Below are 19,359 nucleotides of genomic sequence, written 5' to 3' on the forward strand. Positions count from 1 at the left end.
GAGTTGGCGGGACCGGGCTACGCCGCCGCACGTGTGCAGGTATTCGAGGATGTCCATGGGGTCATTGGAAGGTCTCGGTTGCATGAGTGGAACCCGGGTCCAGGCCTATGTGGGTAAGCCGCGACTCGGGGTGGGCGTTCCTGCCCAGTTACCTATGGCCCTTGTGAGGAGTAGTGCCGGAACCACGCGGATGCCAGGAGCGTACCTATCCATGGCCGGGGAGTAAGTGGGCAGGAATGCGCAGAACTACGTAACTAGGTAAACAACCGATGCCCATTAGAAAACCGCGGTGTATGATGGCAGTCACAGAAGTCCCCAACTCCTCGAAGGAGAGGCCTCCATTGGAAGAGCTGCGCATTGAAGCCAACGGCAACCTTGGCCCCATCGATTCATCCCGGATTCCCCGCTATGCCGGGGCTGCCACCTATGCCCGCCTCCCACGGCTGGACCAGGTGGCCAAGGCTGACGTAACGGTGGTGGGTGTGCCGTTCGACTCGGGGGTTTCCTACCGCCCGGGCGCGCGCTTCGGCGCGAACCATGTCCGCGAGGCCAGCCGCCTGCTGCGCCCCTACAACCCGGCGTGGGATGTCAGCCCGTTCGAGAACATCCAGGTGGCCGATGCCGGGGACATGGCGGTCAACCCGTTTAACATCAACGAAGCCATTGAGACCATCCAGCAGAACGCCCTGGACCTCACGGCCCGCGGGAGCAAGCTGCTGACCCTGGGTGGCGACCATACCATCGCCCTGCCGCTGCTGCGCGCCGCCGCCGAACGTGCCGGCGAACCCATTGCCATGCTGCACTTCGACGCCCACCTGGACACGTGGGATACCTACTTCGGCGCCGAATACACCCACGGCACGCCCTTCCGCCGGGCAGTGGAGGAAGGCATCCTGGACACCGAAGCCATCAGCCACATCGGCACCCGCGGCCCGCTGTACGGAAAGAAGGACCTCGACGACGACCACCGCTTCGGGTTCGGCATCGTCACCTCCGCTGACGTCTACTACCAGGGCGTGCTCGAGACCGTGGCCAAGGTCCGTGACCGGATCGGCAACCGGCCGCTCTACATTTCGGTGGACATAGACGTCCTGGACCCGGCCCACGCCCCCGGCACCGGCACCCCCGAAGCGGGCGGCATCACCAGCCGCGAACTCCTGGAGATCATCCGCGGCTTCCGGGGTATGAACCTGGTGGGCGCGGACGTCGTCGAAGTTTCTCCTGCCTATGACCACGCCGAGATCACGGGCGTTGCCGCCAGCCACGTCGCGTATGAGCTGGTGACCCTCATGGCGGACAACGCGGCTCCCGGAAGCCGTTTTGGCGCCGATACCGGATATGCGGCCCAGGCGCTCGGACAGGAAGCCCGACGCCCCGCCGGCTTCGCTGCCGCCACCAAGGAGTAGCGCCGTGACGGAAATCGCCCAGGCGACGCCGGCACTGGAAAGCAGCGTCCGCAACGGCGGCGACCTCGTCGTCGAAACCCTCGAAGCGCTGGGCGCCAAAACCGTGTTCGGCATCCCGGGCCAGCACGCCCTCGGCCTCTTCGATGCCATGGGCCGCGGCAACCTGCACTTCGTCTCGTCCCGCGTGGAGAACAACAGCGCCTTTGCCGCGGACGGGTACTCCCGCGCCGCCGGCGAAGTCGGCGTGCTGTTCCTGTCCACCGGCCCCGGCGCACTGACGTCCCTGGCCGGACTGCAGGAGGCCTACGCCACGGGCGTGCCCATGGTGGTGGTGGCCAGCCAGATTCCGTTGGAAGGACTCGGGGCCCGGCGCAAGGGCATGCTCCACCAGCTCGATGACCAGAAGGCCTCCGCGGCCAACGTCACCAAGAGCCAGCGGCTGATCCAGCATGCCTCAGGCATCCCGTCGGCCATCCAGGACGCCTGGACCGAGGCCATCTCCTCCCCGCAAGGCCCCGTGTGGCTCGAAATTCCGCAGAACGTCCTGCTGGATCCGATCATGGTCCCGCCAGTGGAGGACGCTTTGGCCGAGGCGGCTGACAATCCGCCGCGGATCGAATTGGTGCGCGAGGCCGTGAAGTGGCTGGAATCAGCCAAGCGCCCGGCCATCATCGCCGGCGGCGGAACCCGGCGGGGCAAGGCCGAGAAGTCCTTGTTGTCCATTGCCGAGAAGCTGCACGCCCCGGTGATCTGCACTCCTGGCGGCAACGGTGCGTTTCCCTGGAACCATGGGCTGTCCCTGCAGTCCTGGATCGAGGACCGGTATATGACCGACCTCCTGGAAGATGCGGACGTCCTGGTGGTCATCGGGTCGTCCCTGGGCGAGGTCACCTCCAACTACTTCACCTTCGAACCGCGCGGCAGGATCATCCAGATCGACGCCGAACCCCGGGTGCTCGAGTCCAACCGGCCAGGCTTGGGGATCCGCGCCGACGCGGGCCAGGCGCTGGCTGCCCTGGACGCAGCGCTCGAAACCGGCAGGGCAACCATGCCGGACTGGCACGGCAGCACCCCGGAAGAGCTGGTCAAGGAGTCGCTGGCCAAGGTCCGCGCCCGCCTGGAATCGCAGGACCTGGCCAAGGAACTGAGGTTCATGGCCGATATCCGCGACGCCGTGCCGGCGGACATGCAGACGTTCTGGGACATGACCATCGCCGCCTACTGGGGCTGGTCCTGTTGGGATGCCCGTGAAGGGCAGTTCCACTCAGCCCAGGGCGCCGGCGGCCTGGGCTATGCGTTCCCCGGGGCCATTGGTGCAGCGGTTGGCCTGGCGACTGTGGGCAAGCCGGGCCGGGTGCTGGCCGTCTCCGGGGACGGTTCGTCCATGTACTCCATTGCGGAACTGGCCACTGCCCGGCAGCACAACGTGCCGGTCACCTGGCTGATTGTGGATGACGGCGGCTACGGGATCCTGCGCGAGTACATGGTGGGTGCATTCGGCAAGGCCACGGCCACCGAACTTGCCAGGCCGGACTTCGTGAAGCTCGCGGAATCCTTCGGCGTGCCGGCCACCCGGGTGGCCCCGGAGGGCGTGGGGGACGCGCTTCGGGCGGGGTTCGCTGCTGACGGGCCCAACGTCGTCGTGGTTGAAACCCTCCTGAAGATGTTTGGGCCTACGCACCTGGCCCCCTGACCCAGATCGCAGCCGCAAGCTCCTCCACGTCCCGGACACCGTCCGGCAGGCGTGGGGGAGCTTGGCATTTAAACCACCGGCAGGAACAACTTCGTTTCCCTAAGCAACCTTTTTCTGATACAGTTGCTTGCAGCAACTAATTCTTTAGGGAGCATCATGTCTGTCGCACCGGCCACCGCAGCCGACCTCGTCAGCCACATCTATGACCTCCAGCGCGCACTGCGCTGCGTCACCATGATCAACGTCAAAGGCCAGGACACCGGCATTGCCCTCCAAGGCGTGCTCAAGTTCATCGGCGAAGGGGAGACCCGGGCAGCGCACCTGGCCGAGCGGCTGGGGGTCAGTCCGCCGGTACTCAGCCGGCACGTGGCCGAACTGGCGGACGCGGGACTGGTGCTCCGCACCCCGGACCCGGACGATGGCCGGGCCCAGCTGCTGGCACTCTCTCCGCGGGGCAAGGAGAAGCTGGCGGAGCTGGTGCGGCACAGGGCGGAGACGCTCCAGGCGTACCTCTCCGACTGGAACGAGGACGACGCCGTTGCAACGGCCGCGATGCTCAACAAGCTCACGGCATCCCTGAAGAATTCCATCCGGGCAAGGGCGGCCGGAACCACCACTGAACAGAAAACGCAGGAGTCCATCAATGGCTAACGTCACCGCCGCCGCGGACCAGGAGCAGGAGCGCCAGCGCGAACGCACCGCCAGGCAGGAATCGCGGCAATCCAAGCGCCACGAACCTGGCGCGCCCATGAACCACCGGCAGATCATGGAAGCCCTCACCGGCCTCCTCGCTGCCTTCTTCACCGCCATCCTCAGCAGCACCATCGTTGCCAACGCGCTGCCCACCATCATGTCCGAGCTCAAGGGCACCCAGACGGACTTCGCCTGGGTGATCACGGCCGCACTGCTGGCCAACGCGGCCACCACCCCCATCTGGGGCAAGCTCGCCGACCTCTTCGATAAAAAGGTCCTGGTCCAGCTCAGCATCGTGATCTTCGTGGCTGGCTCGGTCATGGCAGGCTTCTCCGAAAACATCCCGTTCCTGCTCACCGCCCGCGTGATCCAGGGCATCGCCATGGGCGGCCTGACCGCGCTGGCACAGGCAATCATCGGCTCCATCATCCCGCCCCGCGAACGCGGCAAGTACTCCGGCTACATGGGTGCCGTCATGGCCGTGGGCACCGCCGGCGGTCCTCTGCTGGGCGGCTTCATCGTGGACAGCTCCCTGGGCTGGCGCTGGACCTTCTTCGTCTGCGTGCCGCTCGCCGTCGTCGCCCTGATCCTGCTCCAAATCACGCTGAAGATCCCGCACGTCAAGCGCCCCGCCAGGATCGACTGGTTCGGTGCCATCCTGCTGACCTCCGGCGTCAGCCTGCTCCTGATCTGGGTCTCCTTCGCCGGCAAGGCCGACTACTACGACTGGTGGTCCTGGCAGTCAGCCGTCATGGTGGGCGGCGGCGTCCTGCTGCTCGCGCTCCTGGTGCTGGTGGAGTCCAAGGTGTCCCAGCCGATCATCCCGCTCAAGATCATCTCCGAGCGCACCACGGCACTGGCCATCGTCGCGTCCGTCGCCGTGGGTGTTGCCATGTTCGGTTCCTCCACCTTCCTGGGCCAGTACTACCAGGTGGCCAGGGGCGCCACGCCCACCGAAGCCGGCCTGCTGACGCTGCCCATGATCGCCGGCAACCTGATCGGTTCCGTCGTCTCCGGCCAGCTGATCAGCCGCTACGGCAAATGGAAGCGCTTCCTGATCGGCGGCACCATCCTGCTGATCGGCGGCCTGGCGCTCGCCGGGACCATGGACCACACCACCGAACTGTGGCTGACCGGCCTTTACACCGGTATCTTCGGCATCGGCCTGGGCATGCTCATGCAGAACCTGGTCCTGGCCGTCCAGAACACGGTCCGTGCCTCCGACATCGGTTCCGCCAGCGCCTCCGTGGCCTTCTTCCGCTCCGTGGGTGGCGCCATCGGCGTGTCTGTCCTGGGCGCCGTGATGGCCAACCACGTCAAGGACCTCGCTACGGATGGGCTGGCAAAGCTCGGCATCCCGGCCGGCGGAAACAGTGGGGCCACGCTTGACCTGAAGGACCTGCCGGCCCCGATCGCCGAAGTCATGCGTGCCGCCTACGGCGATGCCACGGCCGGGATCTTCATGATCTCCGCCATCGTTGCAGCCGTGGCCCTCATCGCCGTCATCTTCATCAAGGAAGTACCGCTGCGGAGGACCGTTGACATCACGCCGGAAAAGGCGCTTGAGGCCAACGCTGCCGGTGAGGCCGGCATGACCGCCACCATGACCGGGCAACTGCCTGTGGTTTCCAGCGACGTGCCGGACAGGGCGGCCGCCGAATCCACGAGTGCACGGGCCGGCCTGCGTCCGGCCGCGGCACCTGCCAAGGTGTACGACGGCGGTGCTGCCGCAGCCGCGGCGGCGTCCGGCAGGGTGGCCACGGAGGACTTCGAGGAAGTCTTTGCCCGGAGCTTCCGCTCCGAGGAGCTGGACCTGCGGTCCGCCGACAGCGTGGACAAGGCTGCCGATGCGATCGCCAGTGCCGCTGCCACCCTGCAGAAGCTGCAGGACACCCAGCACCTGTTGGCGCGGCAGCAGGCCGAGCTCGGCACGCTGGTGCTGGACATCCAGCAGCAGCTGCGCTCCCAGCAGGAAGTGGCGGCCGGGCAGGCCGCCACGGCAGCAGAGCTCAGCCGGCTGCAGCGCAAGCTCCTGAAGGAACGGAAGATCCAGGCAGCAGCCGCCCTGTACCTGGCCGGGCACGGCAAGCACAGCGCCGCGGCACCATCACCGTCCGGCGGGGAAGGTTCTGCTCCGGGCACGGAGCAGTAAGCCAGTCCGTCCGGGGCCGGGCCCCCCGGACGGCGCCCCATCAACGCCGCAGCCCGCATCCGGAGCACCCCCGGATGCGGGCTGCGGCGTTCCTGCAGGGCCGGGCATCGCCGGTCCGCTGGCGGCGACCCGTGCTTTGAGGCTTTCCAGCGGGGAATTATGCTCCCAACGGGACCCAAATGTCAGTGGGCATTACTAGAGTTGAGTGCATGCTCCCCACCCTCATACGGCGCTACTCCAAACCGTATTTTCCCTATATTGCCGCGGTCATCGCCTTCCAGCTTGCCTCCACCATCGCAGCGCTGTACCTGCCCAGCCTGAACGCCCAAATCATCGACCAGGGCGTAGCGCGGGGAGACACGGACTTCATCTGGCGGACCGGCGCCCTGATGCTCCTGGTCGCCTTCGCCCAGGTCGCCGCGGCCATCGCCGGCGTCTACTTCGGCTCGAGGACGGCCATGGCAGTGGGCCGGGATCTGCGCCACGCCGTGTTCCGCAAGGTCACCAGCTTCTCCGCCAAGGACGTCAACGCCTTTGGTGCCCCCACGCTGATCACCCGCGGCACCAACGATGTCCAGCAGGTGCAGATGCTCCTCCTGATGGGGCTGAACTTCATGGTGGCCACCCCCATCATGTGCATCGGCGGCATCATCATGGCACTGCGCGAGGACATCAACCTGTCCTGGCTGGTGTGGGTGTCCGTCCCGCTGCTGGCTGTGGTGGTGGGCTACCTGGTGGTCCGGCTCATGCCACTCTTTCGCTCCATGCAGCGGAAGATCGACCGCATCAACGCCGTGCTCCGGGAACAGATCATCGGCATCCGCGTGGTCCGCGCCTTCGTGCGGGAACCATATGAAACAGACCGGTTCGGTGGTGCCAACAAGGAACTCACGGATGTCTCGCTCCGCATTGGTGCCCTGTTTGTCCTCATGTTCCCGGCCATCAGCATGATCCTGCACCTGTCCACCGCAGCCGTGCTCTGGTTTGGCGGCCAGCGGGTGGACGCCGGCGCCATGCAGGTGGGCTCGCTCACCGCCTTCCTGCAGTACCTGCTGCAGATCCTGATGGCCGTCATGATGGGCACCTTCATGGCCATGATGATCCCGCGCGCCTCCGTCTGCGCCGACCGCATCGGCGAGGTGCTCGACGTCGAACCCTCCATCCACGATCCCGAACGCCCCGAAGCCCCGGCTGCCCTTGCCGGGGTAGTGGAATACCGCAACGTGACGTTCGCGTACCCCGGTGCCGAGTCCCCGGTGCTGAGCAACATCAGCTTCACGGCCCGGCCGGGCCAGACCATCGCCATCATCGGCTCCACCGGCGCCGGCAAGACCTCCCTTCTGTCCCTGCTCCCGCGGCTGTACGACCCCGCCGAAGGCCAGGTGCTGCTGGACGGTGTCCCCGTGGACCGGCTGGACCGCGCAGAGATCACTAAGCGCGTGGCCCTGGTGCCGCAGCGTCCCTACCTGTTCTCCGGCACCATCGAGCACAACCTCCGGTTCGGCAAGACCGAGGCCACCGACCAGGAACTATGGGACGCGCTCCGGGTGGCACAGGGAGAGTCGTTTGTCCGCGAGAAGAAAAACGGACTGGACTCCAGGATCTCCCAAGGCGGCACCAACGTCTCCGGCGGCCAGCGCCAGCGCCTTTGCATTGCGCGTGCCCTGGTGACCAAGCCGAGGGTCTACCTGTTTGACGACTCCTTCTCCGCCCTCGACGTCGCCACCGACGCCCGCCTCCGCGCCGCCATCAAGCGCACCACCTCGGACGCCACCGTGATCATCGTGGCCCAGAGGATTTCCACCATCACCGAGGCTGACCAGATCCTCGTGCTGGACAACGGACGCATCGTTGACCGCGGCACACACGAGGAACTCCTGGAAACCTCGCCTACCTACCAGGAAATTGTCGAATCCCAGCTGAGCGTGGAGGAAGTGGCATGAGCCCCCGCAAGAAGGACCACGCCTCCGTGGAAGAACCCACCCAGTCCCTCCCGCCGGCCAACGGCGAAGTGGAAGCAGCCGCCGCCCTGCCTGAGGACGATGACTACTTCGAGGAGGAATTCACCCCTTCCGAAGCCGACGGGGACATGTTCGGCGGCATGCCTGCCAAGAAGGCCCAGCACTTCTGGCCTTCCGCCAAACGGCTCATGGGCCTGCTGAAACCAGAGGCCCTCGGCATCTACGCAGTGGTGGGCCTGGTGGTGGTTTCGGTGGTCCTGAACGTGATAGCCCCCAAGATCCTGGGCCAAGCCATGGACGTCATTTTCGCCGGAGTGGTGGGCAAGCAGCTGCCGTCCGGCGCCAGCAAGGAGCAGTTCGTGGCGGGCCTGCGCCAGCAGGGCCAGGACAACTTCGCGGACATGGTCTCCCGGATGGAACTGGTGCCCGGCACCGGGATCAACTTCGGCAAGCTCAGCATGCTCATCGCCATCGTCCTGCTGATGTACTTCGTGGCCAACATTTTCATGTGGCTCCAGGGGTACGTGCTGAACCGCATCGTTATGAAGGTGATCCGGCGGCTGCGCGACGACACCGAAAGCAAGCTGAACCGGCTGCCACTGAACTACTTCGATACCCGGCAGCGCGGGGACGTGCTGTCCCGCGTGACCAACGACGTCGACAATATCCAGCAGGCGCTGCAACAGGCGTTTGCGCAGCTCGTGAACTCGGTGCTGACCGTGGTGGGCATCGTGGTCATGATGTTCATCGTTTCCTGGCAGCTGGCCTTGATCGCGCTGGTCGCGCTGCCGCTGTCCGGGGTGGCGGCCGGGCTGATCGGGGCGCGGAGCCAGAAGCTCTTCGCAGCCCAGTGGAAGAACACCGGGTCACTGAACGGCCAGATCGAGGAATCCTTCTCCGGCCACGACCTGGTCCGCGTCTTCGGCCGGGACGCGGACATGCTGGCCCGGTTCGAGGAACGCAACGAGGCTCTGTACAAGGCAAGCTTCGGAGCGCAGTTCGTCTCGGGAATCATCTTCCCCGTGATGCAGTTCGTTTCCTACCTCAGCTACGTGGGCATCGCCGTCGTCGGCGGCCTTCGAGTGGCCTCCGGCGCCATGTCCCTGGGTGATGCCACCGCTTTTATCCAGTACTCCCGCGAATTTACCCAGCCGCTGGGCCAGATGGCTGGCATGGCCAACATGCTCCAGTCCGGCGTGGCATCCTCGGAACGCGTTTTCGAATTCCTTGACGCCGACGAACAGGACGTTGAGACGGCCACCGAACACCTGCCCGCCAGGACAGACGGACACGTGGACTTTCGAAACGTCACCTTCAGCTACACCCCGGACAAGCCGCTCATCGAGGATCTTTCCTTCACTGCTGAGCCGGGCAACACGGTTGCCATCGTCGGGCCCACGGGCGCCGGCAAAACCACCCTGGTGAACCTGGTCATGCGTTTCTACGAGCTCAATGGGGGCTCCATCATGCTGGACGGCGTGGACATCACCCACCTCAGCCGCTCCGAACTGCGTTCCAAGGTGGGCATGGTGCTGCAGGACGCGTGGCTGTTTGGCGGGTCCATCTACGACAACATCCGCTACGGCAACCTCGAGGCCACCCAGGAGCAGGTCATGGCGGCCGCGAAGGCCACCTTCGTGGACCGCTTTGTCCGGGCCCTCCCCGAGGGCTACAACACCGTGATCGACGAAGAAGGCAACAACGTCAGCGCCGGTGAGAAGCAGCTGATCACCATAGCCCGGGCGTTCGTAGCCAACCCGTCACTGCTGATCCTGGACGAGGCCACCAGCTCGGTGGATACCCGTACCGAGCTCTTGGTGCAGAAGGCCATGGCTGCGCTGCGCTCTGACCGCACCAGCTTCGTCATCGCGCACCGGCTCTCCACCATCCGGGATGCCGATACCATCCTGGTTATGGAGAACGGACGAATCGTGGAACAGGGCAACCACCAGGTGCTGCTCGCCGCGGGCGGGGCATACCACCGCCTCTACATGTCGCAGTTTGCGGGGACGGACGCCGGGGAAGTACCGGTTGATGATTCGACGGCGGTGCACAGCTGAGCGCGCACGGCGGCCAGCGGATCGAGGTGCTGGTGCCCATGCGCTGGGGCGACATGGACGCCTATGGCCACATCAACAACGTCCAGATCGTCCGGATGCTGGAGGAAGCAAGGATCGCAGCTTTCGGGCCGCCGCGGGGTGCGGGGCTTCCCGGCATTGAACCACCGGTGTCCCTGTTTAACGACGTCCCGGAAGGCACGCTCGCCCTGGTGGTGGACCACAAGATCCGCTACGTCCGGACGTTGGAGTACCGCAACGTTCCGGCGGTGGTCCAGGTATGGATCGGTGCCGTCAAGGGCGCCAGCTTTGATATCCACTACCTGCTCCAGGACCCTGTCACGCGGGAGGACTGTGTGAAGGCCAGCAGCCATCTGGCGTTCGTGGATGAGGCGACGGGCCGCGTGCAGAGACTCAGTCCGGAGCAAAAAGAACGGATGGCCCCATACAGGCACTAAGACCCGGGCACTTAGACTCTGGACCGGACTGGGCCGGACCCGGTGGACTGGAACCACGTTGTACAGCGAAAGGAATCCGCCATGGCCAGCAACAAGAACCGTGCCGCCCGGAAGAAGAAGACCTGGAAGGAGATGTCACCGGGTGCCAAAATGGGCACCATTGTGACGGGCCTGGTTCAGGTTTCACTGCTGGTTGCCGCCCAGCGGGACATTTCCCGGCGGCCGGCGGAACTCATCAACGGTCCCAAAGCCGCGTGGCGGGCGGCGTCCTTCGTCAATTTCATCGGCCCCATGGGCTACTTCATCTTCGGCCGGAAGCACTCCGCCGCCGGCAAGTAGCACCGTCCAGCGGAAGGGCGGCCGGGTACCGTGGAGCGGCCGCCCAGTTTGACCCTGTAAATTTGAGGGCATGACCCCCACTGCCACTGTTGCCATGACCCGCGCCCTCGGCATCTCCAGGGAGATTGAGGACGCGGCCTGGTTCGTACTGGGTCCGGGCCTCCAGGGCAAGGCCTCGCCCCTGGACGGCCGCACCAGGACGTGGTCAGTTCCGGCGGCAGCGGAACTGCTCGACCGGCTGGACCGTGGCATCGCGGACCCCAAAGCTCCGATGATGACCAACCTCCGCGAAAACCTGGACGGTGCCACCCGCGGGGCTAAACAGCTGGCCGTGGAGCTGCTCTTCCTGCAGTCCCTCCCGCTGGCGCACGAAGTAAAATCCCTCAAGGTCAAGCGTGCCCGCGTGGCCGAAGCCGCCGGCTGGCTGGAACCGCCGCTGGAGCTGCCGGAAGAGCTGTACGCCGGGATGACCGACCACGGCGTGATCCGGGACCGGACCGCCGAATTCAACTGGACTATCTGGGACCACCTGAAGTGGCTCTGCCGGTTCGTGCAGAACGTCGCCCAGCGGCCGGCCGCCGTGGTGCAGGCGGCCATCAAGGACCCGCTGCAGTTCCACCGCCTCGCCGCTTCCACCCCTGACGACCAGCCCGCCATCCGCCGCAGCATCGAGTTCCTGGCCTGGCCCAGCTACTTCGAACCCGTGGTGGCGGACGTCGAACGCCAGGAGATCCGGGACGCTTTCGCCTCCCTGGTGGGCGGGGCCAAAGGTGACGGGGAAGAGGACATCACCGCTGACATCCACCGCATCCGGCTGCACCTGGACGAGCAGGCCGGCCAGCGCATCGACTGGTACTCCCGCCAGCTGGTCAGCCAGTGGCGCAAGGTGGGCGACCCCGGACGGCGCGCCTGGCTGCTCCGGACGCACAGCGACCACGCCGACCTGCTCACCGCCTGGCACGGCGAAGAAAAGGTGACCCTCGACGTCGAGCATCTCCGCACGCTTGACCCCGGCGTGACCGCCGGCCTGGTGCAGCACGCCGTGGACGAGGACTACAAGCACCTTGGCTACGTGGAGCGCGAGGACACCAAAACCGCCGTCTTCGCCTTCCTGACCGTCATGAAGCCCGGTGACCTGGTGCTCTACCAGCACAACGGAACGGTGCGGCTGGGCGGCGTGCTGGGGGAGCCCGAGTACAACGACGACAACCGGCGCCTGCGCCGCAAGGTGCGCTGGTTCGACGACGGCCACACCACCACCAGCCTTCCCCGCCACGTCCAGCGCCAGCTCGCCACCCCGGGCATCGTGGTGGATGTGACCCGGGTAGTCCAGTCGCTGCAGGCGCTGCTGCCGGCCGAGGCCGAAACCGAGCCCGACGGCGATACGGACGGCACCGCCGCCGTCCCCCCTGTGCAGGAGGGCTTCCGCCCGCTGACGCAGGAGTTCGCGGCCTCCCTGCACATGGAGCTGGAGCCCCTCCAGGAAATCGCCGACCTGCTGGAGGAGAACCGGCAGCTGGTCCTGTACGGTCCTCCCGGCACCGGCAAGACCTACTTGGCCAAGCACCTGGCGGCTGAGCTGGCAGGAGACACCACGGACGAACGCGTGAAGCTGGTCCAGTTCCACCCGTCCTACGCCTACGAGGACTTCTTCGAGGGATACCGGCCGGACAAGACGGACGAAGGCCAGGTGTCCTTCAAACTGGTGGCCGGACCTCTGCGCCGGCTTGCGGAGGAAGCCGGGAAGCCAGGGAATGAGAAGAAGCCATACTTCCTGATCATCGATGAGATGAACCGCGCCAACCTGGCCAAGGTGTTCGGTGAGCTGTATTTCCTGCTGGAGTACCGCGATGACCGAATCTACCTGCAGTACAGCCCCAACGAGCCGTTCACGCTGCCGGACAACCTCTACATCATCGGCACCATGAACACCGCGGACCGCTCCATCGCCATGATGGACGCGGCCATCCGCCGGCGCTTCTCCTTCATCGAGCTGCACCCGCAGACGGAGCCGGTGAGGGGTTCACTGCTCCGGTTCCTGGAGGCCCGCCAACTGGATACCACGCCGGCGCTGCTGCTGGATACGCTCAACGGGGCCATCGACGAGTGGGACCGCGACCTGATGATCGGCCCGTCCTACTTCATGAAGCCGGCCGCCCAGACCCCTGCCGGGCTGCGCCGGATCTGGAAGTACGAGCTCATGCCGCTGCTGGAGGAGCACTACCACGGCCAGCTGACGCGGGCCCAGCTGGAGGAGCGGTTCGGGCTGGACCAGCTGCTGGGACGCATTGCAGCGCGCTGACCCCAGGGCGCCGGTGCGGCACCTGGTCCTGGACGAGCTGTCCAGCGGGCTGGTGGAGCGGCTGGACCCGCCAACTGCCTCGTTCCTGAATTCCAGCGGCCTGGCCAAGGCCTCGCCCCTGGGCATGGGCCTGTACCGGATCGAGCCGGTGGGCAAGGTGGGCTCGGTACGCACCTCCACGGTGCAGCTGGACGTCCGGCCCAAGGACCGGCTGGGGCTCAGCCGGCTCCTGTTCATGCTCAGTTACGCAGGGGAGCAGGGGTTCCGCCCGGAGCTCGTCGCGGCGGACGAGGATCGGGAATTGTGGAGCGCGCTGGCGGAATCGTTGGGGCAGCTGGCTGAACGCGCCCTGGGCCGCGGGGTCCTGCAGGGCTACCTGACCGTGGACGAATCCCTGCGCACGGTCAAGGGCCGGATCCGGATATCGGACCAGATCTCCCGCCGCCCCGGCATGCTGGTTCCGCTGGAGGTCTCCTACGACGAATTCACCGAGGACATCGCCGAGAACCGGATCCTGCGCGCCGCCCTCGAACGGATGGGACAGGTGCCCGGAGTGCGGCCCGAGGTGCTGGGCCGGCTGCGCCAGCTGAAGGGAAAGCTCGACGCCGTCACCCGCCTTCCAGCGGGCGCCCCGGTGCCGCCGTGGAAGCCCACCAGGATGAACCTGCGCTACCATGCAGTGCTTCGGCTGGCGGAGCTGATCCTGCGCAACGCGTCCGCCGAAGCCGGTGAGGGGAAACAGCAGACGGCGTCGTTCGTGGTGGACATGGCGAAGGTTTTCGAGGACTTCGTGGGTACCGCCCTGCGCAGCGCCATGGCGTCCTACCCGGGGGAGCTGCGGTTGCGGTACAACGCCCTCCTCAGCGAGGCGGTGCGCGATTCCGACCGGCTGTCCGTGCGCCCGGATGCCGTCCACATGCTCGGCGGACGCCCGGTGGTGGCCTACAACGCCAAATACCGGGCGGCGTCCGACGCCGGGGCGTCCCTGACCGCCGACCACTACCAGATGCTGGCGCACTGCACCGCCCTGGCCGTGCCCACCGCCTGGTTGGTCTACGCCGGCAGGGGCGAGATGAAACTCCGCCGCATCCTGAACACCGACATCGACATCGTGGAGTTTCCGCTGGACCTCAGCCAGCCGCCGTCGGCCATCCTGGCATCCATCCGGGAACTGGCCTCCCACTCCTGGGGCGAGGTGCTCAGGACTGCCTCACCGGAACCCGGAACGTAAACGTCGTCCCCTCGCCCAGCGTGCTCTCGACGTCGATGGTTCCGCCGTGGGCCTCCACGATCGCCTTGCTGATGGGCAGGCCCAGGCCCACGCCCGGGATAGCCGTGCGACGTACGTTGCTGGTCCGGAAGAACTTGGCGAACACCTCGGAGGCGTCCTCCGGGCTCATGCCCATCCCCGTGTCCTTGACCCGGCAGGCCAAATGGCCGTTTTCCCGTGCTAGTGAAACCACTACCTCGCCGCCGTCGGGGGAGTACTTGATGGCGTTGGACACCAGGTTGTCCAGGACCTGGGAGATCCTGGCGCTGTCCACGTGGGCCTCCAGCCGTTCCGGGGTTTCCGCCCGCAGTTCCACGCCGGCGGAGGCCGCGCGCGGCAACGCCGAGGACACGCTGCTGCGCACCAGTTCGGCAACGTCCACGGCGTCCGGCGAAACGATGAGTTGGCCGTTCCGGCTGGCCAGCAGGTCGGATACCAGCGTCAGGAGCCGCTCGGAGTTCCGGCGGATGATCTCCAGCATTTCCCGCTGGGGTTCGTCATGGTCCTCGGCCAGGAGAATTTCCACGTAGCCAAGGATGGACGTCAGCGGGGTGCGGAATTCGTGGGAAACGCTGGAAACGAAGTCGTCCTTGGCGGTGAGCGCGTTGACCAGGTCCGTGACGTCGCTGAAGACGACCACCGAGCCGGTGAAGTTGCCGTCCGAATCCTTCATGGCACGGGCGGTGGTGACGAGCGCCCGCTGGTCCTTCCCGTCACCCAGCCAGACCAGGTAGTCGGTGAAGGTTTCCCCCAGCACGGCCCGGCGCACTGGACGTTCCTGGACGGGGATCAGGGTCTTCCGGTCCGGCCCGTAGACCAGCAGTTGCGACTCGTTGGGATCCGCGATGTTCTTTGGCCGGGCCAGTTCATGGTTGGCCCGTTGCTTCCGGTTCATCAGGATGTCGTGGCCGTCCGCGTCGACAGCCAGAACCCCCAGATGGACGGTATCCAGCACCGTGTTCAGCAGCGATTCCTGGCGCTTGCTGGTCCGCAGGTTGGCCCGCAGCTGCTCGTCCTTGTCCTCCAGCTGCTTTTGCTGGCGCATCATGCTCAAGGTCAGGACGCTCACCGACACACCGATGCCGAGCATCATGACGGGCAGCAGCAGGGAACGGGCGAAGTCCTGCGGCGTGAAGTTGCCCTTCAGGAGCAGCGGCACCCAGATGATGGCCAGCGGGCCAAGGAAAGAGAACCACAATGCAGCCCGCGGGTAGTATCCCGACGCGCAGAGCCAAATGACAGGGAACACGGCCAGCAGGCTGATTCCCGTCAGGCTTTCCTGGCCGCCTTCCCTGCCTGCGGCAATCGACACGAAGTCCAACAGCGGAATCGCCAGGAAACTGGTGTACGGCAGCCGATCCCAGGGAATGACATAGCAGAGCGCCATGATGGCCAGTTGGGAGACGAGGAACGTGACGAACAGCGGGTTGTCCATGGTGGCCGGGAAGAATGCCCACATCAGCAGGGCCGTCAGGATGGTGGTCACGAACAACGGCATCTGGCTCAGCGCTACCCGGTCCGTCAGCCGGTATTCATGGAAGGGCCGCTTGAAAAACCGCAGCCGTCCGGAGGACCAGGCAGTTGGGTTGCTCATGGAGCGGAGGACGCGGACGCGGGGCTGTGCGGGACCATACCAGCAGGATATCCGCAGCCAGCTATACTTCTGACGTTGGCACTGAGGGGGCTCTATGAGTGAGGCACGTGTGGGTCTGGTCATCGAGGATGACCACGACATTCGGGAACTGGTTCGCACTGTGCTGACCCAGGCTGGATTTGACGTGACCGTCGCCAGCGGGGGCGCCGAGGGCGTCCTGATGGCCAAGAGCCTGAATCCCGATGTCATCACCCTGGACCTGGGGTTGCCGGACATCGACGGTTTTGAGGTTTCGCGGCAGATCCGCGAGTTCTCTGATGCGTATATCGTGATGCTGACGGCGCGCACTGAGGAACTGGACACCTTGATCGGGCTCGAATCGGGGGCCGACGACTACCTCACCAAGCCGTTCCGCCCGCGCGAGCTGCGCGCCCGGGTAGCGGCCATGATGCGCCGGCCGCGGACTGCTCCTGACCCGCAGGAAGTTTCAGTGGATGCCGCCGCGGACAGCGCTGCCCACCCGGAGCGCGGGAACTTCAGCCACAACGGGCTGGAACTCAGCTACGCCTCCCGCACCGTCACTGTGGACGGCAAGGAGCTGAACCTGACCCGCACGGAGTTCGAACTCCTGTATGCGCTGCTTGAAGCCGGGCGGACGGTCAGGACCAAGTCCGACCTGGTGCGGCGGCTCCGCGACGAGGATTACGACGTCGGCAGTTACATCAGCGAGGCCGACGAACGTTCTGTGGAAGTCCACATGGGGAACCTGCGCAAGAAGCTGGGTGACTCACCACAGCAGCCACGGTGGCTGCAGACGGTTCGCGGGGTGGGTTACCGCTTGGCGCCGGGGCAGCACTGAGCCTGCAGCCGGTGCATGGTCTGCCTGCTGCACTGGGTGATGGGCCGCAAGTACGAGGCGGCCAGCCGGGGCAGCGCCACCGCCATGTCAGCGTGGCGGGCTTCGGCCCGGATCTCGTTCTCCAGCTCAAGAGCCAGCCCCGCCAAACGCTCGGCGCCGACCATCTGGCTTGAGGTCTTCAGGCTCAGGACCGCGTCCATGGAGCCCTCGAGGTCGCCGGTGGTCAAAGCCAGCCGCAACCGCCCCAGCCGTTGTGGAAGGAAGTCGATGAAGTTCCCCACGAAGACCCGGCTGTAGCCCTCCTCCTCCTCGAGTTCGTCCCGCAGCCGGTCCAGGACCGACTGGTCTACCAGCGGCCTGGGCGCATCATCTGACGTGCTCATGACACTCCTTTCTGCTGGTTTATGGACTCGTGAAACGGGGCGGTAATGCCGGGGTGCTTGCTCTTTTTCAGGTTAGGACTGTTCCCCTGACCTAGCAGAAGACTCGGCAAGAATTGTGGTTTTCTTGATGGGAGTGCGGATTTCTGCCCATAAGATCAAGGCCAGTGCTTTCCGCATTGTCGTCACCGGCGGCCGTTGCCGCCTTTCAATCTGGGGATAGATTGCCGTGTTCCGAATACTTAGGTCCTTATTTGTCGCGCTCATAATCGGGGTTGGATTGGCGGTGTCCGTCATCCAACCGGCCAGCGCAGCAGCCGCGCCACCGCAAGTTTCGCTCAATCCCACCTCCGGGCCAGCCGGTTCCGCCGTGACGGTCACCGGAACCGGGTTTAAGGCCTCCACCACCGGGACCGTAATTGTGGGTTCCACAACCTTCGCGTTCCAGACCACCTCGGCGGGGGCATTCAGCACGGGGATCACCATTCCGGCGGCGGCCGCCGGGAATCTCACCATCACCGCCAAGACGTCGTCCATCAAGGCATCCGCCACATTCGTGGTTCAGGCAGCTCCGGCGCCTGCCCCGGCGCCCGCCATCAGTTCCGCCGCCCTGCGCTTTGGGGCGGCCACTCCAGGGGGACCCCTGGCCAGTTCGGAACTGGACGAGGTGGCCACAGTGTCCGGGGAAATCCCTTCCATCGTGATGAGCTACAAGGATTTCCTGCAGGCCCCGCCCATCACCGAACTGGATGCCGTCCGCTCCCGCGGAGCTACGCCCTTGGTCACGTGGGAGCCGTGGGCCTGGGGAGGCGGTGTCAGCCAGCCGGCGTACTCGCTGGACCGGATCACAGCCGGGGATTTTGACGGGTACATCAGCCAGTGGGGCCAGTCCCTTGCGGCCTGGGGCAAACCGGTGATGCTGCGCTTTGCCCACGAGATGAACGGCAACTGGTATCCGTGGGCCGAGGGTGTCAACGGAAACCAGGCCGGGGATTACGTGGCCGCCTGGCGGCACGTCCACGACGTCGTTGCCGCCACGGGCGCTGTCAACGTCCAGTGGGTCTGGTCGCCCAACGTGCCGTACTTGGGCTCCACCGACCTCGCCGGTCTGTACCCCGGCCCCGGCTACGCGGACATCGTGGCCCTGGACGGCTACAACTGGGGCACCTCGCAAACCTGGAGCAGCTGGGTTTCCCCTGTGGACCTCCTTGGCCCCGGCATCTCCCAGCTCCGCGCCCTGGCCCCCGGGAAGCCCGTGCTGATCGCGGAAACGGCGTCCAGCGAACTGGGCGGTTCCAAGGCGGCCTGGAACACGGACCTGGTGTCCTACCTGGCCGCCCAGCAGGACGTGATGGGCTTCGTCTGGTTCCACATGCAAAAGGAAACGGACTGGCGCATCAACAGCAGTGACTCGTCGGCCTCGGCGTTCAAGTCCGCCCTGTTGGCACGGAGAAGCTAGGGGATAGGGGATAGCTGCTCCGAAACTGTCAGCGGCGGCGGCCTGATCGCCGGCAACCCGTTCATCGTGCCCTGCCAGGATCAAGGACAGTGGTGGAAGCGGCTAAAGATTGGCTCAAGATTTCCCTGAATGCTTGGCTTTGGCGCTGGCTTCGAGGAAGTGCACCAACTGGTCCTCGAGGGCTGAGCGGTCCTTCAACTCGCACTCCCAGACCGTCAGCACTTCCCAGCCGGCGTCTTCCAGCTGCCGGCGCTGGCCTGCGTCGCGCTCACGGGTCCGGGCACGTTTCGTAGCCCAGAACTCGGCATTGGCCTTTGGCGCATGCAGGCCCACCCTGCAGTCGTGGAAATGCCAGAAGCAGCCGTTGACGAAAATCACCTTGTGCCGGGTGGCGAAGACGAGGTCGGGATTCCCCGGGAGCCTGGTGCCGCCGGACTTGCCGTGCAGGCGGTATCGGTAGCCCCTGGCGTGCAGGAGCTGCCGCACCAGTAGCTCAGGCTTGGTGTTCTTGCCACGGATCCGCGACATGTTCCAGCTGCGCTGCTCGGGCGTGAGCTTGTCGGCAGAGGCTTTGTCAGAGCTGGAAGTGTCCGGCACCCTTCCAGTCTAGGAGTGCCTAGATGTACTGCCCAGGGAGGTTGGTTAAGCGGCTGATGGGCGGGTGGCCTCCGATTGCGGTGTGGGGCCTGTGGTGATTGTAGTGGTGCAGCCATGCCGGGAGGGCGTTTCTGCGGGC

At 65.8% G+C, this 19,359-nt stretch carries 16 protein-coding genes; 12 read left to right on the plus strand and 4 right to left on the minus strand.

The annotated features are described in order from the left end of the window. Positions 1 to 341 precede the first annotated feature (341 nt). The 10 genes from speB to ACFVTD_RS20340 all read left to right on the plus strand — a co-directional run bounded on the left by speB (position 342) and on the right by ACFVTD_RS20340 (position 14,292). Positions 342 to 1,406: an agmatinase gene (gene speB / locus ACFVTD_RS20295; protein WP_387566716.1), complete on the plus strand. Its 1,065-nt coding sequence runs from the start codon at positions 342 to 344 to the stop codon at positions 1,404 to 1,406. Positions 1,407 to 1,410: 4 nt separating this feature from the next. Beyond that, positions 1,411 to 3,099, plus strand: coding sequence for a thiamine pyrophosphate-binding protein (locus ACFVTD_RS20300; protein ID WP_387566718.1), 1,689 nt, complete (start codon positions 1,411 to 1,413; stop codon positions 3,097 to 3,099). A gap of 156 nt (positions 3,100 to 3,255) precedes the next feature. Continuing rightward, complete coding sequence (locus tag ACFVTD_RS20305) at positions 3,256 to 3,750, plus strand: MarR family winged helix-turn-helix transcriptional regulator (protein ID WP_387566721.1); 495 nt, start codon at positions 3,256 to 3,258, stop codon at positions 3,748 to 3,750. Beyond that, complete coding sequence (locus tag ACFVTD_RS20310; RefSeq protein WP_387566724.1) at positions 3,743 to 5,944, plus strand: MDR family MFS transporter; 2,202 nt, start codon at positions 3,743 to 3,745, stop codon at positions 5,942 to 5,944. The genes ACFVTD_RS20305 and ACFVTD_RS20310 overlap by 8 nt, the downstream gene beginning before the upstream one ends. A 209-nt stretch (positions 5,945 to 6,153) precedes the next feature. After that, a complete protein-coding gene (locus ACFVTD_RS20315; protein ID WP_387566727.1) occupies positions 6,154 to 7,887 on the plus strand; it encodes an ABC transporter ATP-binding protein in 1,734 nt (577 codons plus the stop codon). Continuing rightward, positions 7,884 to 9,965 (plus strand): ABC transporter ATP-binding protein, encoded by a 2,082-nt coding sequence (locus ACFVTD_RS20320; protein ID WP_387566730.1) that lies wholly within the window; start codon positions 7,884 to 7,886, stop codon positions 9,963 to 9,965. Before ACFVTD_RS20315 ends, ACFVTD_RS20320 begins: the two co-directional genes overlap by 4 nt. Positions 9,966 to 10,003: 38 nt before the next feature. Next, positions 10,004 to 10,420: an acyl-CoA thioesterase gene (locus tag ACFVTD_RS20325; RefSeq protein ID WP_387566733.1), complete on the plus strand. Its 417-nt coding sequence runs from the start codon at positions 10,004 to 10,006 to the stop codon at positions 10,418 to 10,420. 81 nt (positions 10,421 to 10,501) lie between these two features. Next, the gene (locus tag ACFVTD_RS20330; protein WP_387566736.1) at positions 10,502 to 10,759 is read left to right on the plus strand and encodes a PLD nuclease N-terminal domain-containing protein; all 258 of its coding nucleotides are present in this window, start codon (positions 10,502 to 10,504) and stop codon (positions 10,757 to 10,759) included. Positions 10,760 to 10,829: 70 nt separating this feature from the next. Further along, positions 10,830 to 13,061: an McrB family protein gene (locus ACFVTD_RS20335; protein ID WP_387566739.1), complete on the plus strand. Its 2,232-nt coding sequence runs from the start codon at positions 10,830 to 10,832 to the stop codon at positions 13,059 to 13,061. Next, a complete protein-coding gene (locus ACFVTD_RS20340; protein WP_387566742.1) occupies positions 13,048 to 14,292 on the plus strand; it encodes a restriction endonuclease in 1,245 nt (414 codons plus the stop codon). The genes ACFVTD_RS20335 and ACFVTD_RS20340 overlap by 14 nt, the downstream gene beginning before the upstream one ends. Here ACFVTD_RS20340 and ACFVTD_RS20345 read toward each other — a convergent pair. Further along, complete coding sequence (locus ACFVTD_RS20345; protein WP_387566745.1) at positions 14,261 to 15,925, minus strand: sensor histidine kinase; 1,665 nt, start codon at positions 15,923 to 15,925, stop codon at positions 14,261 to 14,263. The two genes, ACFVTD_RS20340 and ACFVTD_RS20345, sit on opposite strands and share 32 nt — an antisense overlap. A gap of 94 nt (positions 15,926 to 16,019) precedes the next feature. On the opposite strand from ACFVTD_RS20345, the gene ACFVTD_RS20350 reads away from it, so the two are divergent. Further along, positions 16,020 to 16,784, plus strand: a complete 765-nt coding sequence (locus ACFVTD_RS20350) for a response regulator transcription factor (protein ID WP_387566748.1) — start codon at positions 16,020 to 16,022, stop codon at positions 16,782 to 16,784. On the opposite strand, the gene ACFVTD_RS20355 is transcribed toward ACFVTD_RS20350, so the two are convergent. Then, positions 16,757 to 17,167, minus strand: coding sequence for an Hpt domain-containing protein (locus ACFVTD_RS20355; protein WP_387566750.1), 411 nt, complete (start codon positions 17,165 to 17,167; stop codon positions 16,757 to 16,759). The two genes, ACFVTD_RS20350 and ACFVTD_RS20355, sit on opposite strands and share 28 nt — an antisense overlap. Before the next feature lie 277 nt (positions 17,168 to 17,444). On the opposite strand from ACFVTD_RS20355, the gene ACFVTD_RS20360 reads away from it, so the two are divergent. Then, positions 17,445 to 18,623 (plus strand): glycoside hydrolase family 26 protein, encoded by a 1,179-nt coding sequence (locus ACFVTD_RS20360; RefSeq protein WP_387566753.1) that lies wholly within the window; start codon positions 17,445 to 17,447, stop codon positions 18,621 to 18,623. A 114-nt stretch (positions 18,624 to 18,737) separates the two neighbouring features. On the opposite strand, the gene ACFVTD_RS20365 is transcribed toward ACFVTD_RS20360, so the two are convergent. After that, positions 18,738 to 19,220: a very short patch repair endonuclease gene (locus ACFVTD_RS20365; protein ID WP_387566756.1), complete on the minus strand. Its 483-nt coding sequence runs from the start codon at positions 19,218 to 19,220 to the stop codon at positions 18,738 to 18,740. Between the two features lie 19 nt (positions 19,221 to 19,239). Next, positions 19,240 to 19,359: integrase core domain-containing protein (locus ACFVTD_RS20370; RefSeq protein ID WP_387566770.1), on the minus strand; the 120-nt coding region annotated here is incomplete at its 5' end.

It is taken from the genome of Pseudarthrobacter sp. NPDC058119, from assembly GCF_042884655.1.
Lineage (GTDB): Bacteria > Actinomycetota > Actinomycetes > Actinomycetales > Micrococcaceae > Arthrobacter.

Coding starts and splice junctions, on each gene's coding strand:
- ACFVTD_RS20325 (WP_387566733.1), top strand. CDS start 10,004: ATGCGCTGGGGCGACATGGACGCCTATGGCCACATCAACAACGTCCAG.
- ACFVTD_RS20335 (WP_387566739.1), top strand. CDS start 10,830: ATGACCCCCACTGCCACTGTTGCCATGACCCGCGCCCTCGGCATCTCC.
- ACFVTD_RS20310 (WP_387566724.1), top strand. CDS start 3,743: ATGGCTAACGTCACCGCCGCCGCGGACCAGGAGCAGGAGCGCCAGCGC.
- ACFVTD_RS20315 (WP_387566727.1), top strand. CDS start 6,154: ATGCTCCCCACCCTCATACGGCGCTACTCCAAACCGTATTTTCCCTAT.
- ACFVTD_RS20350 (WP_387566748.1), top strand. CDS start 16,020: ATGAGTGAGGCACGTGTGGGTCTGGTCATCGAGGATGACCACGACATT.
- ACFVTD_RS20305 (WP_387566721.1), top strand. CDS start 3,256: ATGTCTGTCGCACCGGCCACCGCAGCCGACCTCGTCAGCCACATCTAT.
- ACFVTD_RS20355 (WP_387566750.1), bottom strand. CDS start 17,167: ATGAGCACGTCAGATGATGCGCCCAGGCCGCTGGTAGACCAGTCGGTC.
- ACFVTD_RS20345 (WP_387566745.1), bottom strand. CDS start 15,925: ATGAGCAACCCAACTGCCTGGTCCTCCGGACGGCTGCGGTTTTTCAAG.
- ACFVTD_RS20330 (WP_387566736.1), top strand. CDS start 10,502: ATGGCCAGCAACAAGAACCGTGCCGCCCGGAAGAAGAAGACCTGGAAG.
- ACFVTD_RS20320 (WP_387566730.1), top strand. CDS start 7,884: ATGAGCCCCCGCAAGAAGGACCACGCCTCCGTGGAAGAACCCACCCAG.